Annotated in this window: 15 protein-coding genes; 8 read left to right on the top strand and 7 right to left on the bottom strand. The window is 65.5% G+C overall.

Annotated features, from left to right (window positions below; genetic code table 11):
- Positions 1 to 4: 4 nt before the first annotated feature.
- Complete coding sequence (locus tag AC3EO7_RS34375; protein ID WP_431971511.1) at positions 5 to 811, bottom strand: alpha/beta fold hydrolase; 807 nt, start codon at positions 809 to 811, stop codon at positions 5 to 7.
- 278 nt (positions 812 to 1,089) lie between these two features.
- On the bottom strand, positions 1,090 to 1,641 hold the full coding sequence (locus tag AC3EO7_RS34370) for a hypothetical protein (RefSeq protein WP_431971512.1): 552 nt from the start codon (positions 1,639 to 1,641) through the stop codon (positions 1,090 to 1,092).
- On the opposite strand from AC3EO7_RS34370, the gene AC3EO7_RS34365 reads away from it, so the two are divergent.
- From AC3EO7_RS34365 to AC3EO7_RS34355, 3 genes are all read left to right on the top strand, one after another.
- Positions 1,640 to 2,056 (top strand): hypothetical protein, encoded by a 417-nt coding sequence (locus AC3EO7_RS34365; RefSeq protein WP_431971513.1) that lies wholly within the window; start codon positions 1,640 to 1,642, stop codon positions 2,054 to 2,056. The genes AC3EO7_RS34370 and AC3EO7_RS34365 overlap by 2 nt on opposite strands.
- 287 nt (positions 2,057 to 2,343) lie before the next feature.
- The gene (locus tag AC3EO7_RS34360; protein WP_431971514.1) at positions 2,344 to 3,255 is read left to right on the top strand and encodes a class I SAM-dependent methyltransferase; all 912 of its coding nucleotides are present in this window, start codon (positions 2,344 to 2,346) and stop codon (positions 3,253 to 3,255) included.
- 246 nt (positions 3,256 to 3,501) lie between these two features.
- Positions 3,502 to 4,062: a hypothetical protein gene (locus AC3EO7_RS34355; protein WP_431971515.1), complete on the top strand. Its 561-nt coding sequence runs from the start codon at positions 3,502 to 3,504 to the stop codon at positions 4,060 to 4,062.
- On the opposite strand, the gene AC3EO7_RS34350 is transcribed toward AC3EO7_RS34355, so the two are convergent.
- Positions 4,053 to 4,289 (bottom strand): hypothetical protein, encoded by a 237-nt coding sequence (locus AC3EO7_RS34350; protein WP_431971516.1) that lies wholly within the window; start codon positions 4,287 to 4,289, stop codon positions 4,053 to 4,055. The genes AC3EO7_RS34355 and AC3EO7_RS34350 overlap by 10 nt on opposite strands.
- 18 nt (positions 4,290 to 4,307) lie before the next feature.
- Here AC3EO7_RS34350 and AC3EO7_RS34345 point away from each other — a divergent pair, with 18 nt between their 5' ends.
- From AC3EO7_RS34345 to AC3EO7_RS34330, 4 genes are all read left to right on the top strand, one after another.
- Entirely contained in the window at positions 4,308 to 4,964 is a 657-nt protein-coding gene (locus AC3EO7_RS34345) for a hypothetical protein (protein ID WP_431971517.1), read from the top strand.
- 26 nt (positions 4,965 to 4,990) lie between these two features.
- Positions 4,991 to 5,146 (top strand): hypothetical protein, encoded by a 156-nt coding sequence (locus AC3EO7_RS34340; RefSeq protein WP_431971518.1) that lies wholly within the window; start codon positions 4,991 to 4,993, stop codon positions 5,144 to 5,146.
- A 21-nt stretch (positions 5,147 to 5,167) separates the two neighbouring features.
- Positions 5,168 to 6,949 (top strand): ABC transporter ATP-binding protein, encoded by a 1,782-nt coding sequence (locus tag AC3EO7_RS34335; RefSeq protein ID WP_431971519.1) that lies wholly within the window; start codon positions 5,168 to 5,170, stop codon positions 6,947 to 6,949.
- Between the two features lie 863 nt (positions 6,950 to 7,812).
- Positions 7,813 to 10,164: a hypothetical protein gene (locus AC3EO7_RS34330; RefSeq protein WP_435593463.1), complete on the top strand. Its 2,352-nt coding sequence runs from the start codon at positions 7,813 to 7,815 to the stop codon at positions 10,162 to 10,164.
- A gap of 80 nt (positions 10,165 to 10,244) precedes the next feature.
- Here AC3EO7_RS34330 and AC3EO7_RS34325 read toward each other — a convergent pair whose 3' ends face one another.
- Positions 10,245 to 11,651, bottom strand: coding sequence for an MFS transporter (locus AC3EO7_RS34325; RefSeq protein ID WP_431971521.1), 1,407 nt, complete (start codon positions 11,649 to 11,651; stop codon positions 10,245 to 10,247).
- 171 nt (positions 11,652 to 11,822) lie between these two features.
- Positions 11,823 to 12,527 (bottom strand): DUF8020 domain-containing protein, encoded by a 705-nt coding sequence (locus tag AC3EO7_RS34320; protein WP_431971522.1) that lies wholly within the window; start codon positions 12,525 to 12,527, stop codon positions 11,823 to 11,825.
- 728 nt (positions 12,528 to 13,255) lie between these two features.
- On the opposite strand from AC3EO7_RS34320, the gene AC3EO7_RS34315 reads away from it, so the two are divergent.
- Complete coding sequence (locus tag AC3EO7_RS34315; protein WP_431971523.1) at positions 13,256 to 14,605, top strand: MFS transporter; 1,350 nt, start codon at positions 13,256 to 13,258, stop codon at positions 14,603 to 14,605.
- Positions 14,606 to 15,057: 452 nt separating this feature from the next.
- Here the strand turns inward: AC3EO7_RS34315 and AC3EO7_RS34310 are convergent, their stop codons facing one another.
- Together AC3EO7_RS34310 and AC3EO7_RS34305 are read right to left on the bottom strand one after the other, a co-directional pair.
- A complete protein-coding gene (locus AC3EO7_RS34310; protein WP_431971524.1) occupies positions 15,058 to 15,213 on the bottom strand; it encodes a hypothetical protein in 156 nt (51 codons plus the stop codon).
- Between the two features lie 115 nt (positions 15,214 to 15,328).
- Positions 15,329 to 15,451 carry a hypothetical protein gene (locus tag AC3EO7_RS34305; RefSeq protein WP_431971525.1) on the bottom strand — a complete coding sequence of 41 codons (123 nt, stop codon included), beginning with the start codon at positions 15,449 to 15,451 and terminating at the stop codon, positions 15,329 to 15,331.
- Positions 15,452 to 15,943: the final 492 nt, after the last annotated feature.

Here is a 15,943-nt window from a genome sequence, read left to right as displayed (position 1 = left end):
GTTTTCAGCAGGGCGTAGAGAACGTCGCAGCTCGGGTCACGGCGGCGGCGAACGTTCGCGGGCTCTCCAGTGGAATGAAGTGCCCCGCATCGTCGACGTGGCAGACCCGTAGGTTGGCGAAGTAATCGGTCAGCCGATCGGCCCAACTCCTGGGGAACAACACGTCGTTCTCCGGCCAGAGCACAGTGGTGGGTACGGCGAGGCGCTGGGTCGGCTCGGGCGCGCGTTCGGCGGCGATGCGGGCGACTCCTCCTGCGCCGACTCGGTACCAGGCCAGGGATGCTGTGAAGGCACCCGGCCGGGAGTACACGGCGACAAGGTGATCGAGATGATCTTCGGCAAGGACGAAGTCGGGTCCGGACCAGTGCGACCAGAAGTGGAGCAGAAAGGCGCGTACGGCGTCGGCCTTGCCGTCGATGAGTTCGTCGGCAAGCCGGAGCTGGTTGAACGACACGTACCAGAACTCTTGTTGCGCTTCGACGGAGAGGATCCGTTCACCGATGCCCGGCAGCGGCGGCGTGAGCACCAGTTCCCGTATCAGATCTGGACGCTGGCGCGCCACGGCGAGCGCGATCCTGCTGCCGATGTCGTGCCCGCCGAGGACTGGCCTGTCCAGCTGCAGTTCCTCGATGAGTCCGATGACGCTGCGTGCTTGCGCGTCGGCGCTGTACTGAGTCGAAGGGTCCTCGAGGTGCTTGTCGGATGCGCCGAAGCCGCGCAGGTCCGGCACGACGACGTCGTGCATCGGCAAGAGCGGGACCACGTCGCGGTATTCGGTCCTGTCGCTGGGCCACCCGTGCAGCAAAACCACCGGGGTTCCAGCCCCCATTCGGTCGTAAGCCAGCCGGAACCCGTCGATCGCAGACGTCCGCTCGACGTGCTGACTACCTGGGCGAGACGACACCCGAATCCGCCATTTCCGCGAGCAGGGCAAGACCTGCGCCGCTGGTTGTCATTCGTGTAAGACAACGGCTGAGGCCCTGATGAGTACGAGCGTCAGTGTCGCACAAGGTTATCGGGAGCAGATGGCCTCGAGCTTCAGTGGGCAGCGGAAGCCGACTATGGCGGCTGTGAACATGCCGATGGTTGTCATCCTGGCGTCCCGATTCCGGGCGAGCAGACGACTCGGTCGGGGTTCGCTCGCAAGTATTTGAGGCCCTGTTTCATGTAGACGCGGGGGTTGGTGTCGAGGTGCTTGGCCCACAGCGGTCTGGGATCGCCGCGCATCACGCTCCAGCAGGCGAGCGCGTAGCCGAACATCGGCTGCGACAGATAGCCCAGCCGCTGGGATCGCCAGCCGTGGCGGCTCTGGGAGAACTGGAACGCCGCATTGGCGTTGAAGACGCCGAGCCCCAGGTACACGGTGACCAGATCGGTGAGCTGCTCGCCATCATGCCGCTCGGGCACGATGCGGTCCTCGCCGAGCAGCCGTTCGTGCGCCAGCTCATGGGCGACGGTCGCTATCAACGCGACCGGCGAGCGCATCTGGGACATCGAGAGCGACACCACCGCGCGGCCGCGCTCCAGGCGGTAGTGTCCCGCCTCCCCGTGCGAGGAACCCTCCAGAAACGCGACATCGTCGGGCAGCACATCGCCGTCCGCGTCGACCTCTACGACGATGCGATCCCGACGGACACCCATGTACCCGCTCACGCGCTCGACCAAGGAACGGACCTCCGGCTCGGTGCCGGAGTACGCGTCCGGAAAGAAGTCCGAAGTCGGCAGGATCACCGGTGTTCGCAGCGTCCTTGGTCCGAATTGCGCTGCGCACCAGCTCAACATCTCCTCGACCCACAGCCGCTCGATCTCCCCCACCGGGCATGTCGGCTTGAAAAATCCCATGCGGCATTATCTCTGGCGACTCGAAGCACCGCGCCGCTGCGCTATCCGTTCCGGATCCGTGACGGGCCGTCGGTGGTGCACCGCTGGGCCATCACCGATGACCGTCGTCGAATACGTCGACGGCAGCGTGATCCGACATCAGACCGAACTGACCGCCTTCAGCACGACATCTGAGCACTCCACCGGGGAATATCCGGCAACCATGAACCCCTGACGACGGAGAATCGGTCGGCCAGAGCTCCGGCAATGTCGTGAAGCGAGCGTGTGACCTGGGGTTATGGCGTTCTGTTCGAAGCGGGCACAGCGACAGCGCGCAATGATCGTGGAACGCCCGACAGTGCCATCTACTCGAGATACCCCCGCTACCCGCGGTGTCATCGTGGGGCGCAGAGTCGGGCGTTGCCCGGAGGTTCTCCATGAGAGGAAGATCGATGGGGTGGATGCGGGGCGTTGGCTCCGCTGTAGCAGGGCTCTGATGATCGCTGACACCATGGGGTGATATTGATGCGAACGGACGGAGACAGCTGGGACATCGTGACGAGCGTGGGTCTCACCGCCCTGGGCGTCGCCACGTTTCGCGCACTCGAGACGATCGATCGCGAGCCGATGATCCACGACGACTATGCGGCGTGGTTTGTCGAGGCCGCGGGTGAACCGCACTTCCTGGAGATGCTGAAGGACCCTGCGTCGGTGGGCGCAATCGGTCTGTTCGGGCGGTTCATGGGGGTCCGGACAAAGTTCTTCGACGAGTTCTTCGCCGCGGCGTGGCAGCGGGGTGTGCGGCAGGCAGTGATCCTGGCATCCGGTCTGGACGCACGAGCGTATCGGCTGGATTGGCCCGCGGGCACGGTCGTCTTCGAGATCGATCAGCCACGTGTGTTGGAGTTCAAGGACCGGGTGCTCGCCGATCACGGTGCGGTTGCCACGGCCGATCGGCGTGCGCTGGCGGTCGATCTGCGCGACGACTGGCCCGCCGCGCTCACTACCGCGGATTTCGATCCGGGACAGCCGGCAGCGTGGTCGGCCGAGGGGCTGTTGCCGTTCCTGCCGGGTCCGGCACACGACGCATTGTTCGAACGCATCGACGCTCTGTCCGCGCCCGGCAGCTGCGTGGCCATCGACGACTTCGGCCGCGGCGTGGACCAGCGCCACTTCGACATGGAGGAAAAGTTCTTCGGCAGCAACAGCAACCCGTTCGGCAATCTGAACGTGCGTGACCTGTGGTACGACGACGCCCGCGCCGAACCCGGGGATTGGCTGTCGCGGCACGGTTGGTCGGTCGACCGCGCCACCCCCTTCGACCTGGCCGCCGCCTACGGCCGCCCGATCACCGATTTGCCCGACGACCTGCCCGCCGAGTTGCTCGACCGGATGCGGGAGGCGCGCTACGTATCCGCCGAGAAGCACCGGTGAACCCACAGGACAGGCACCTCGAAACGCCCTGAGATCGGTGACGGTGACGGCTGAATGGCCCGTGCGGGATGTCGAGTACGGTTCGCAATACCTCCATCGCGGATCGCCGAACCTAGATCGGGAACCGATCTGACGCCAACCACCCGGAAATGCCGCACAGTGGTTCGAAACGGCCACCGCAGCCAGCCGATCACTTATGAGCCGGAGGTCAACGGTGAGCGATTCCCGGCCGTAGGCTGACCCATCGTGAACTACCTTGGATCTATCCGAAATCCCGTGCACAACGGGCTTTTCCTGGTGCTGTGTGATGCGGGGGCCCGGTTCGGCGGCTGGGACGTCCACGGCGACGAGCTCGCCACCGAGGGCAGCACGCAACTGGTGCTCGACGGGTTACGCGTCTACGTCGAGGAAGCCCACGGTGACGGCCACCACGAGGTGCGTCGCAGCGATGACGGAACCCTCTGGATCTCACCACCGGTCGAGCCGGGCGTCCGCCCGATTCCAGACGACGACCTCGAACACGAGCCACGTACCGAAACCCAACCAATGGGGCTCGTCGATGTGCCGAGTGGCACGCTGGTTCTCGCCCTCGCCTATCCGCCGCTCAATATGACGACCGCCGGTGACCACGCAGGCGTTACCCATGGGGAAGGCGAACGCCTCGACGTCGTGGTCGGCCCCGGTGTTCTGGCGATCACACGCGAGCGCACCTCCGTGGGCCAGACGGTGGCCCTGCGGTTCGCGCCGACGCAGGATGCCTGGCGCGACATTTGTATTTCTTTATCCCCCGGCTGTAGTCACCGCTGAAACAAACGGCGGATGCGCCCGCGGATGCCGACGACGTCCCGAGTCACTGGCGCGGCGATTTCGGCGGCCGCTTCGGACGAGGCCACCTGGGCGAATCGCCTGTGCAGTTGTTCTCGGACCTGGTCCGGAGTGTAGGCACGGCGACGGCGCTCGGCGCGCACGACCACCACACCGGTCGCGACCACACCGGCCGCACCCGCCAATCCCACTGCCTTCCACCACCTCATACCGCATAGGCTACGTCCATGACGGGTACGAGCATCAGTCTCGATCGAGCGCTCGAGATCACCAGAACTGGCGACATCTGGCTGTTCCGTGGCCACTCGGCAGCCGACCGTGCGATTCGGATGACGACGAACAGTCCGGTGAACCATGTCGGCATGTCGGTCGTGCTCGACGATCTGCCCGCGCTGATCTGGCACGCGGAACTCGGCCGATCACTGCCCGACATGTGGACGGGAGTCGCGCACCGCGGCGTTCAGTTACACAACCTGCGCGACGCGGTACTGGTGTGGGCACACCGCTACGGTCAGCAGGCCTGGTTGCGCCAATTGAACCGTCCGGCAACCCAAGAGATGGAAGACAGCTTGCTGCGCACCATCGCCCGACTCGACGGAACCCCCTTCCCTTCCACTGCCGGTCTCGCCGGACGCTGGCTACGCGGCCGAGTACGGCTCCCGCGTCGCCGATCGAGCCGAGCGGCCGCCCAGGAGCTGGAAAGCGCGTACTGCGCGGAAATCGTGGCCGCGACCTACCAGTCGATGGGACTGCTGCCGCAACACCGAAGCCCCAACTGGTATGACCCCGGACGGTTCTGGAGCGGTGACGGACTACAACTGAGCGGCGGCTACGGACTGGGTGGCGAAATAGCCGTGCAAACACCCGCCGGGCCGAACTCCTGACGACCGCGGCCGATGGTGTGCACGCGGTGGCCGTGTTCTTCGCCGATGTCATCGACATCGGACTTGCAGGCTTCGACTGGCCCTGCGGGTTACGGGAGTGGCCCCGGCTCGCGATCGGCGGATATTCGCTGGCGGTAACCCGCCTGGACGCGGGATCATTGCTCACCTGTATCGCTCGTTGATTCGAGACGTGAGGGGGGAGCATGAGTTCACGCGCAACGGCGGTCAAGCTGGTGCTGCGCTTTTATGGCCGGGAGATGGCCTCTCGCAAGGCCCTGACGATTCCGGCGCTGCTGGCACCGGCACTCGGCAATATCTGCAACCTGTACATCGCACCGCTGATCGTCGCCATGGTGGTCGGCCGGGTCGCGGTGACCGGGGATACGAGTTTCGGGGCCCTGGCTTCGTACATCCTCGCCTTCGGTGGCGCCCTGCTGCTCGCGGAACTGCTGTGGCGCATCGGGATTCACTGCCTGAACCGAGTCGACGCCTACGGCATCGAGCACTTGTACATACTCGCCATGGACGAGCTGCTCGCCAAGGACGCGGCGTTCTTCCACAACAACTTCGCCGGTTCGCTGACGAAGCGCTCGCTCAGCTTCGCGGCTCGGTTCGAACAGTTCGTGGACACCCTCGCCTTCGAGGTTCTGGCGGCACTGGTGCCGCTGGTGTTCGCCTCGGTCGTGTTGTGGCGCTACAACCCCGTGCTGGTCGTCGTGCTGGTGGGGATGATCGTGGCGACCTCGCTGGTCATGATTCCTTTGATTCAGCGCCGTCAGAAGCTCGTGGACGACCGAGAGGCCGCCATTGCGCAGGTCTCCGGGCATGTGGCCGACAGCCTGGCCAATATGCAGGTGGTGCGCGCCTTCGCTGCCGAACCGCAGGAGGCCGCCGAGCATCGGCGGCGGGTCGCCTCGTCGCGGCGAAAGTCGTTGCGCTCCTGGGATTACGCGAACCTGCGGATAGACACGCTGGTGGCGCCGCTGGTGGTGCTCACCAACGTGATCGGCCTGCTGATCGCGCTGAGCCTCAGCGGCAGAAATGCCGGGGTGGAGGCCATTGTCGTGGCATTCACCTACTACTTCAACGCCACCGGGATCATGTTCCGGTTCAACCAGATCTACCGGCGGTTGGAAACCGTGCTCACCGAGGCGGCCCAGTTCACCGAACTACTGCTGGACGAACCGAAGGTGCTCGATACCGAACGCCCGGAAGCACTGCGGCCCAGGGACTTCGACGTGCGGTTCGAGAGAGTGAACTTCACGCACGGGGGTGCGCGGCAGCTGTTCCACGGATTGGATCTACACGTGCCCAGTGGCGCCAGGGTAGGCCTGGTCGGACGATCCGGCGGCGGCAAGACCACCATCACCCAACTGCTACTGCGATTGATGGATATCCAATCCGGAACCATACGCATAGGCGGGCAGGACATCACCCGGCTGCGGCAGGCGGATCTGCGCAGTCTGATCGCCTACGTGCCACAGGATCCGGCCATGTTTCACCGGACCCTGAGCGAGAACATCCGGTTCGCGCGCCCGGACGCCACGGACGAGGAGATCCTGCGGGCCGCCGAGGCCGCGCATGTCACCGAGTTCGCCGACGCGCTGCCACAGGGTATGGGAACACTCATCGGCGAGCGCGGCGTGAAACTGTCCGGCGGCCAGCGCCAGCGGGTCGCGCTGGCCAGGGCCATCCTGCGGGACGCGCCCATCCTGCTCCTGGACGAGGCCACCAGCGCCCTCGACTCGGAAAGCGAATTGCTTGTGCAGCAAGCGCTCTGGGAGTTGATGGAAGGGCGTACGGCGCTGGTCGTCGCGCACCGGCTGAGTACGGTGGCCGGGATGGACCGGCTGGTGGTGCTCGACCACGGGCGAGTCGTCGAGGAGGGGACACACGAGGAGCTGCTCTGTGCGCAAGGAACATACGCGCAGCTGTGGCGGCACCAGTCGGGTGGATTCCTCGGCGAGGACGTGGTCGCCCGTTGATCGGAGTTCGTTGGAGCTGGATCCCGCCGTAAGCACGTGGGAACTTCGAGACGGTTCGCCGGAGCTCGATAGCCTGTTCATCCACGCTGCGCGCGCCGCAGGGTTTCCGATGAGCGAATATTCAGCTAATAGATTTGATGTCGCTGATCCGAGTAAGAATGGATGCGTCCGTCAGGGCAGTGTGGTCGTGTCACGAGCATCAGCAATCGGCGGCCGGTCAGCGCGGGCCGCGACCACAGGGTCTCGCCGTGGTTGGTATTGATCTCGCTCGTCTGCGCATCTGACGGCCGGCTCGGTACGTGATGCCCCGCGGACGGGTGCGGTCCATGATCCGTCGAACGTGCCGTCGTCGACCAGGCACCTACTACAACACCGATCACCGACTCGGATTGCACACGCCTTCAACGGTTTACATTGTACAGTCCACGCGATTCCGCGCCGCGCGCCGCGTCGGATCTCGGGCAGGTCACGACTGTCTGAAGCATTCGTGGTTTGTCTCGCCGACTTCGTGCACGACCGTTACAGTACCGACGTTCGGGCTGGTTGGAGACCTGGGATGTGGTGTGGCAGTGATGGCTTCGTTGGAGAGGCCCATGCTCGGCGGACGGTTCGGGTTGTGGAGTTTCGCGAGATGGGCCGCGCAACGCCTTCGTGGAGTGCCGCGACCGGGTGAAGCCGCTCGAGACATGCCGACGGTTGGTGATCAGGGCTCCCAGGCACCGAACAATGTCCATGCGCTTCCGCTGAATTCCACACCGGCACCGCAGGATTCGGACAGCGACAACCTCGGTTCGGTACGAAGGCATGGCCGCCGGGATGGCGAGCCGGGAATCGATCACAACTTTTCGAAAGGCCAGACAGATATGACAACTCCCGACGTCCGGGTGACGATCACGGACGACGCGGCCTCCGCCGAGGAGACGACGACAGCTACCGCGGGCGAGGGGGCGGTAGCCGAGCAGCGGACCGCTACCGCGGCCGAGGTCGAAGCGTCTGTCGCAGCGGGCGACGCGGTGTCGGCTGAGGGCGAACCGACGGCTGAGGAAGACGTGACGGTTGCTGAAGGTGAAGCGGCGAAGGAGGTTGCGGAAGCGGTGGCCGAGGACGACACCGTTGCCGAAGGTGGGGAGGAGACCGCAAACGTAGCACCCGAGGCAACTGCATCCTCGGTTGCCGAGAACGAGCCGGTTGCCGAGGCCGAAGCCACGGTAGTCGAGGGTGAGTCCGCCGCCGAGGAGCCGGCTGTCGAAGCAACTGCCGCTGAGGCCGAAGTTGCCGCCGAGGCCGAAGTAGAAGGGGACACAGCCGAACTGGAGGCGGCAGCCGCCGATTCCGAGCCTGCGGGCGAAGGTCACGTGCCGCAGGCCGATTCGGCTGCCGAAGCCGAAGCCGAAGCCGAAGCCGAGATCGTGGACGCGGCCGAGGAATCGGAGGTGGTGGCTGCGGAGGGCGGAGCTGCCACCGAGACCGAGGTTGCGGCAGAGGATGCCGGTGATGTTGCCGTCGACGCTGAAGCGGAAACAGCAGCCGAGGGTGAGGCGTCGGACGCCGGGTCGGCTGTTGAGACCGAAGAGATTGCCGAGGAATCGGAGGTAGCGGCTGCTGAAGGCGAGGGTGAAGCCGATCCCGAGGCCGCGGTCGAGACCGAAGCGGTCGCCGAGGTGGAGGCTGCCGAAAGCGAGGAAGCAGCTGAAGGCGAGGAGGTGGCCGTGGCGGCTGCGGCTGAGTCACCCGTTGCCGAGGGTGAGCAGGTCGTCGAAGCCGAGTCGGTGCTCGACGAGGAGCAGGTCGTGATCGAAGTCGAGCCGGCCGAGGCCGAGTCGGTGGTAGTGGTGGTGGAGGCGGTCGTCGCCGAGGAAGAAGCAGCTGAGGTCGAGGCAGCTGCGGCGACGGAGTCACCTATTGCCGAGGTGGCTGCCGAAAGCGAGGCGCCCGCTGTGGACGAGACCGAGGCCGAGGTGGATGCCGTTGAGGTAGCGGAAGAAGAGGGTGGGACCCAACCCCTCGAGTGGGAAGTGGCCGAAGTAGAGGCGACCGCCGTGGAAGCGCCTGCGGTCGAGGAGGCTTCGAATGCGGGGCCGGTGGCTGAGGCAGAGCTGACGGAGCCGCCTCTTGCCGAAGGTGAAGAGGTCGCCGAAGCCGAGTCCGTGGTTGACGAGGAACAGGTGGTGACCGAAGCCGAACCGGTCGAGACCGAAACCACTACCGAGTCTGCGGTGATGGGCGTCGAGGCTGTCACCGACCAAGAAGTAGCAGCTGAAGCCGAGGAAGGCGCCGAGACCGAAGCGGTCGCCGCGGTGGAGGCTGCCGAAAGCGAAGAAGCTGCCGAAAGCGAAGAAGCGGCTGAAGGCGAGGAGGTGGCCGAGGCCGTAGCGGCTGCGGCCGAGTCGTCCGTTGCCGAGGGTGAGCAGGTCATCGAAGCCGAGTCGCTGCTCGACGAGGAGCAGGTCGTGATCGAAGTCGAGCCGGCCGAAGCCGAGTCGGAGTCGGCGGTAGTGGTGGTGGTGGAGGCGGTCGTCGCCGAGGAAGAAGCGACAGCCGACGCCGCGGAGGATGCCGAGACCGAAGCGGTCGCCGCGGTGGAGGCGGTCGAAAGCGAGACGTTCGCTGCGGACGAGACCGTGGCCGCGGTGAGTGCGGTCGATGTAGCCGAAGAAGTGGATGAGGCCGAGCCCTTCGAGGCGGAAGTGGCCGAAGTGCCCGCGGCAGTTGAGGAAGTGCCCGCGGTTGAGGACACGGCGGAGCCGGAGGAAGAGCCGGTGGCCGTGGCAGAGGTAGCGATTGTGGAAAGTGAGAAGGTAATCGAGGGTGAAGCCGTCGGTGAGACCGAGCACATGGCCGACGACGAGGCCGATCCCTCCGAGAGTGAAGTAGCCGAAGTAGCAGCAGTCGCCGAAGACGTCTCGGCTCTCGAGTCCGAGAAGGAAGTGGGTTTGGTGCCGAACGGAACCGGGGACCTGGTGAGGTATTCGAGTCCAGTCGTACTGGCCGACGGGAACGCTCCCGCCGCCGGTGAGAGCGCGGCGGCGGTCATCCGCGACCAAGCGACGACGATCAGCGACCAGGCGCGGATGATCGCGAAACTTCGGCGGAAGGTGATGGTCCTCGAAACCATCATCAAGACGCAGGAATCCCAGTCCGCCTCGATGGTCGGCGTCATTTCGACCTACAAGAACGAATTGACCAGTCTTGCAATAGATCTCATAGATCTCTGATCCGCCGACCGCGGAACGCCGGGAAGTGCCTGCACGCTGATAAGCCTGGGCGCTTCCGGGCGGTTCCCGGCTCTACGAAGTCATGGTGTCGGTCGACCTGTCCGACTGCCACTTCTCATAGACGCCACTACGCCCAACGCAGCGAGGACCGCGAACGCCGCGAACAACCAGCGTGCGGGCGTCGCTCCCCCTGTGTCGGTCGCGTTGACGACCACCCCGGCCAAGCCCGCGCCGAAGGCGCCGCAGATCAGCTGAACGGTGTTGATCGCCGCGGCGGCGCGGCCACCTTCACTGGGGTCGTCGACACAGCCCATCGCCCACGCCGAAAGGTGCGGCCACGCCATACCGATGCCGACGCCGGTGATCAGCAGTGCCACCACCCAGAGGGCGATGATCCCCACCGACGCGTCGTCGACCTGGCCGAACGCCGCCAACACCAGGCCGCCCGCCATGACCAGCGGTGCGACGGCGACGGTCCGCACGATCGCGCGCGACCTCGTCAGCGATGCGCTCACGATCTCACTGATCGTCCAACCGATGGCCAGTGCCACCCCGAGGAAGCCCGCCGCCACCGGCACCAGATGCGCGAGCCGCTGACCGAAGTAGGGCACGTACATGTCGACCATCGTGGCGGCCATGAGCATGCCGAGCGTGAGGTAGATCCACTTCAGTGGGCCGGGCCGAAATGCCGTGGGCGGCAACACCGCCGCCGTCATCCGGCGATCGACGACGATGAACGTGCCAACAAGGCCTGCCCCGATTACGAGCAGGGCCGCGGTCCAGCCGACATTGCGCGGGATGGCTGCAACGCTGATCGCCAACGCCGCCGAACCGAGCAGGAGCAACGACCACACCGGGATTCGGTCCGGTGTCCGCGGTAGCTCACCCGTGCGCGCGGGCAGCGCGAACGGCACCAGCGCTGCGATGATTGCGGTCAGGACCACCAGCGCACCGAAAGCCCAACGCCACGAACCGAACTGCGCGAACAAACCTCCGGCGGCCGGGCCCAGCAGCGTACCGACTCCCCACATCGCCGAGACGAGCGCGGAGGCCTTCGTCCACAAGGACTGTGGAAGAGCCGAATTGATGACCGCATAACCGAGACCCGCGATCATGCCGCCAGCCGCGCCCTGCACTGTCCGTCCCGCCAACAGGAACTCCATCGTTGGCGCCACCGCACACATCAGGCTGCCGAGACCGAACACGGTCAGCCCCGCCAGATACGACCACCGCGGCCCGAGTCGGGCCAGAGTCGCACTCACCGTGGTGGCCGCAATGACGGACGCAACCAGATACACCGTGGTCACCCAGGCGTAGAGGCGCTGGCCACCGATCTCGGCAACGGTGCTCGGCAGCAGACTGATCGTCAAGAATTCGTTGGTGGCGTACAGCGCGACGCCACCGGCCAGCACCGTGGACGCCCCGAGGTTCTTCGGGCCCAGCAGCTCCCGCCAGGTGCTGCTGGTAGTCGTCGCTGTATCCGTCACGCCGCTCACGCTACGAGCTCAACCATCGTTGAGGTCAAGCATCGCGTTCACTGAACCACGCGAACACGCCGAGGCGATCTGGTTCCTCTGACACGGCAGCGCCCTGCCCAGTCGATGCGACAGACTGGACAGGGCCTCCCGGTACACCGGGCCGAGTATCCCGCTCGGGAACTACTTCGCCGGAGCGGCCGGCGGCGGTTGGTTGATCGTGGTGAAGTACTGCACGGCCGCCATGATGGCGACCGGGGCCGTTATCAGCAGCTGACCGGCGATCGTCCCGAGGGTGCCGAGGGCAGCAATGCCACCGAGACATCCGATCGCCGCGGCCGGAATGAACGCGCCGAACAATCCGATGATCGCCGCGGAGGCAACGGTGGCCCCGGCGATACCGCCCAGCACACAACCGACCGCGGCGCCACCGATGCCGCCGACGGTCGTGCCGATCGTCGCGCCCATCAGGATCGTCGATGACAGCCGCGCCCAGGCGGCCTGTTCACGGTCGTACTGCGTCTTCCACGGCGCCTGATCCTCGTACGGCAGAGCCACGGGCTTGTAGGCCGCGTGCTCGAGATCCAGTTGCGGGGTCAGCGTGGCCGTGCGGTCGCGGATTTCCGCGGCAATGGGGAACACGAAATCATCGACCCGGAACGACAATTCCGACCCGCCCAACACCGAACCATTGGGGGCTTTGACTTTCAGCGCCCCCTCCTCCACCACCAGCGAACCGGCGTCGGCACTGATCACCATGGACCGATCGACCACCGACGCGGTGTAGTTCACCGCACCGCTGCGATCGAGCGGCGCGGCCGAACCCGTGCCTGCCGTGACACCCAGTGCGGCGGCAAGCAGCGCGGAGGCCGCGATAGTTTTCCTCATAGGATTCCTTCTTCTCGATACCTCGAACCGACCGTTCGAGAGATCCATATGCGCACCAGCGCAACGCAGTCGACGCCGACAGCGGAATCGGCAACTGCGGTCTTTCCGGGCCTACAGGCCCATCACTAAGCGCTCATTAAGTGGTATGGGCACTAAAGATGCAGCAGGCCGCACGGCGGCGTCAACCCCATCGGGCAAATTTCTACACAGCGCGGTTTTCTTCCGGCAAACACTTGAACTTGACGCCTGATTCAGGTATCAATGGCTTGACCTGCGTCACGTCCGCCCTCGACCGAACCTTCGGCCGTTGGGGCGAAAACCCGACTGCCAGAAGCACTTCGGAATGCCAGATGGCACGTTGCCGATAGCCGCCTGCAATCAATCGGATCGGTGGAGCACTACCCGAACCCAGCCCCAGACCGGTCGCCTCCCGCTGCGTGCAGCACAGTCCAATGAATCTTCCCGGCACGGCCACAGGTGCTGGCATCAATGCCGGCAAACGAGCTCATCGAGGAGAACTCTGCATCCCGCCTCCCGCGATCGGCCGCGCGTCCACACGCCCGCCCACCGTCGCCCGCCCTGGACAGCTGACCCACTTCCACCCCTGATGGGAACGGTAAACAACAGCCGCGAAACCCATTGAATTTGACGCCATATTCAAGTACGGTTCGACCACCGACAGTGACGGCAGTCACATCGGTTCCTTCACCCCACCCTTGGAGATAGCGATGACGCCGACCCCGGTCTCCGCCGCCCCGGACCAGAAGAAATTGCGCAGACTCATGGCCGCCGGCCTGATCGGCAGTTCCATCGAGTGGTACGACTTCTTCATCTACGGCACCGCCGCGGCCTTGGTCTTCGGCAAGCTGTTCTTTCCCAACGCCTCACCGCTGATGGGAACGCTGCTGTCGTTCAGCACCTTCTGGGCCGGCTTCATCGCCCGGCCCCTGGGCGGACTCGTCTTCGGGCATGTGGGCGACAAGTTCGGCCGCAAACCCGCGCTCGTCGCATGCCTGATCCTGGTCGCGCTATCGACCTGCGCGATCGGCCTACTACCGACCGCTGCGTCGATCGGGGTGGCCGCACCGATCCTGTTGGTAGCCCTGCGATTCCTGCAGGGCATCGCGGTCGGCGGCCAGTGGGGCGGGGTCACCCTGCTGCTCACCGAAACCTCCCGTCCGAACCGCAAGGGCCGGGCGGGCACATTCGGCCAGATGGGTGTGCCATTCGGTCTGCTGCTCGGCACGGGCGCATTCCTGCTGGTGGCCCGCCTCGTCAAAGGCGCGGACTTCCTGTCGTGGGGTTGGCGCATCCCGTTCCTTGCGAGCGCCCTGCTGTTCCCGGTCGTGCTGTTCATCCAACTGCGCATCGAGGACTCCCCGGAGTTCCGCCGCCTCCAGGCTCGCGCAGGCGAGGCCTCGGCCGCGATCGCGCAAGCACCGATTCTCGAGGTGCTGCGCAAGCATTCGAAGAAGGTGCTGCTCGGCTCCGGTCTGCTCTTCGGTAGCAACTCCATCTTCTACATCAGCGTGGCCGGCGTGCTCGACTACGGTGTCCGCGAACTCGGACTGGACCGCAACGGCTTGCTGACGGTGTCTCTGCTGTCGTCCGCGGTGGGCATCCCGGTCATCTACATCGCCGGCTCGCTGTCCGACCGCTTCGGGCGCCGTCCGCTCATGCTCACCGGCGCGGCAATCTTGACGGTGTGGGCGTTCCCATTCTTCTGGCTGGTGAACACCGGCTCGCTCACCGCCATCCTGATCGCCACCGCGGTCGGCAGCGGCATCGGCTCCGGCTTGGTATACGGGCCGCTCGCGGCATATCTGGCCGAACTGTTCGAACCCCGGATCCGTTACTCGGGTATCACGCTGGCCTACCAGCTGGCCGCGATCCTGGTCAGCGGCGGCACGCCTTTCCTGATGACCGCATTGCTGGCCGCGACCGGATCGACGGCGGCCGTCTCGGCCTTCATGATGGTCATGGCCGTGTGCACGCTCGCCAGTGCGTGGGCTCTACCGGAAACCGTGCCGCACGCAGCATCGGCTACCGTCGGCGAACCCGCCACCGCCCACCCCTGACCCTCCGAACCGGGTAGGCAGCGCCAATCCCCTCATCAGGGCGCTCGAAAATTCGGAAGGGTTATCCATCGGCGTCGCCGCGGAATTCGCGAACCTACCCGCCGCGGCGACGCCTCCCGGGCGAACCGACACCGGCGAAGAGCCGACGATCGGATCCGCTGAGAGCGATGTGGCGAAAACCCCTCCCTCACAATGCTATTCGATCATCAAGACCGGAGTTGCTGTGCACCCGCTAGTTCCGCGCGTGCCACAGCCACCAGCGACGCGATCGCCGGAGCCAGTGCCTGCCCGGGCGTCGGGGCGAACGGCTTATGGACATCCGAGAAGGCAGCCTGCCTCACCGGGCAGCAGTTCCTGATAGGCCGGGGTGAACCCTGGCAGGGTCAGCACCACCGAGGCGCCAGAACACCGACGGACAATCCGCCGCCGTGCCGAGCAATCCGAAATCCTCACTACCGGTGACCGGATTCGACAGCGGGAGCACCGAGCACACCCATGGCGGCACGCAGCTCGCCCGTGCTCACCGCACCCGTGACCAAGGGCCGATCCGGATTGTGCACCCGGTCGTAGTCCAGGTCTGCAAGTCCGCCGGCGGCGAGCTCGGCCATGACCCGCTCTGTGTGGGCGACCGCGCGGCGAGCGCATCGGTCTGGGAGTCGTCCTTCTGACCATGCGTGGACGCCCGGGCGTGCGGGATCGGCCAGTTCCGGGCGCCGCCGCGTTTTACGGTGCGGCGGTGATGAGCTCGCCAGCCGCCCACCGCGCTGTTCCGATCGGATAGGGCGCAGGCAGGCCGAAGACGATATGTCCGAAGGGGGCGTTGATCGTCTCGTCGATCAACGCCACGCGATCAGCTCATCGGACTCGACGCCGGTCGACCCGAATTCCTGTGGCGCCTGCGCGCGGCATCGATCGCCAGAAGCTATATCCGCCCTGATTCGCTCGAGGTCGATCCGACGAGATCGAACCCGAAGGTCGATACCCGTGGCAGCCACGCGAAGGGCGTTGGGTGGCAGGCAGATCGAGAAAGTAGCCGAACGGGCAGACTGCCGTAGTCCAGAATTTCCGATGCGAAATGGATGTCATCAGAACGGCTTCCGTGCTTCCCCCCGACCGGAACCGTTTCCAGGTCCACACCGTTGTGAACCACCCGACGTCGTCGTCGGGACGGTGAGAGTGTCACACACTCTCACCTGGAGGCGAATCCGTCTGGGATCGGTCCGGCTACCACAGGCTCGGCGTCCACTGGGGCCGCGGGCCCACTCGCTTCCTCACTCTCGCCGCAGTCCCGAGGGGTGAGAAAATTGCCATGGCAATGTCAACGACATGAGACGCGAC

It is taken from the genome of Nocardia sp. bgisy118 (assembly GCF_057708605.1).
The sequence above is the reverse complement of the archived record's forward strand: the minus strand, read 5'-3'. Positions and strand labels throughout refer to the sequence as shown.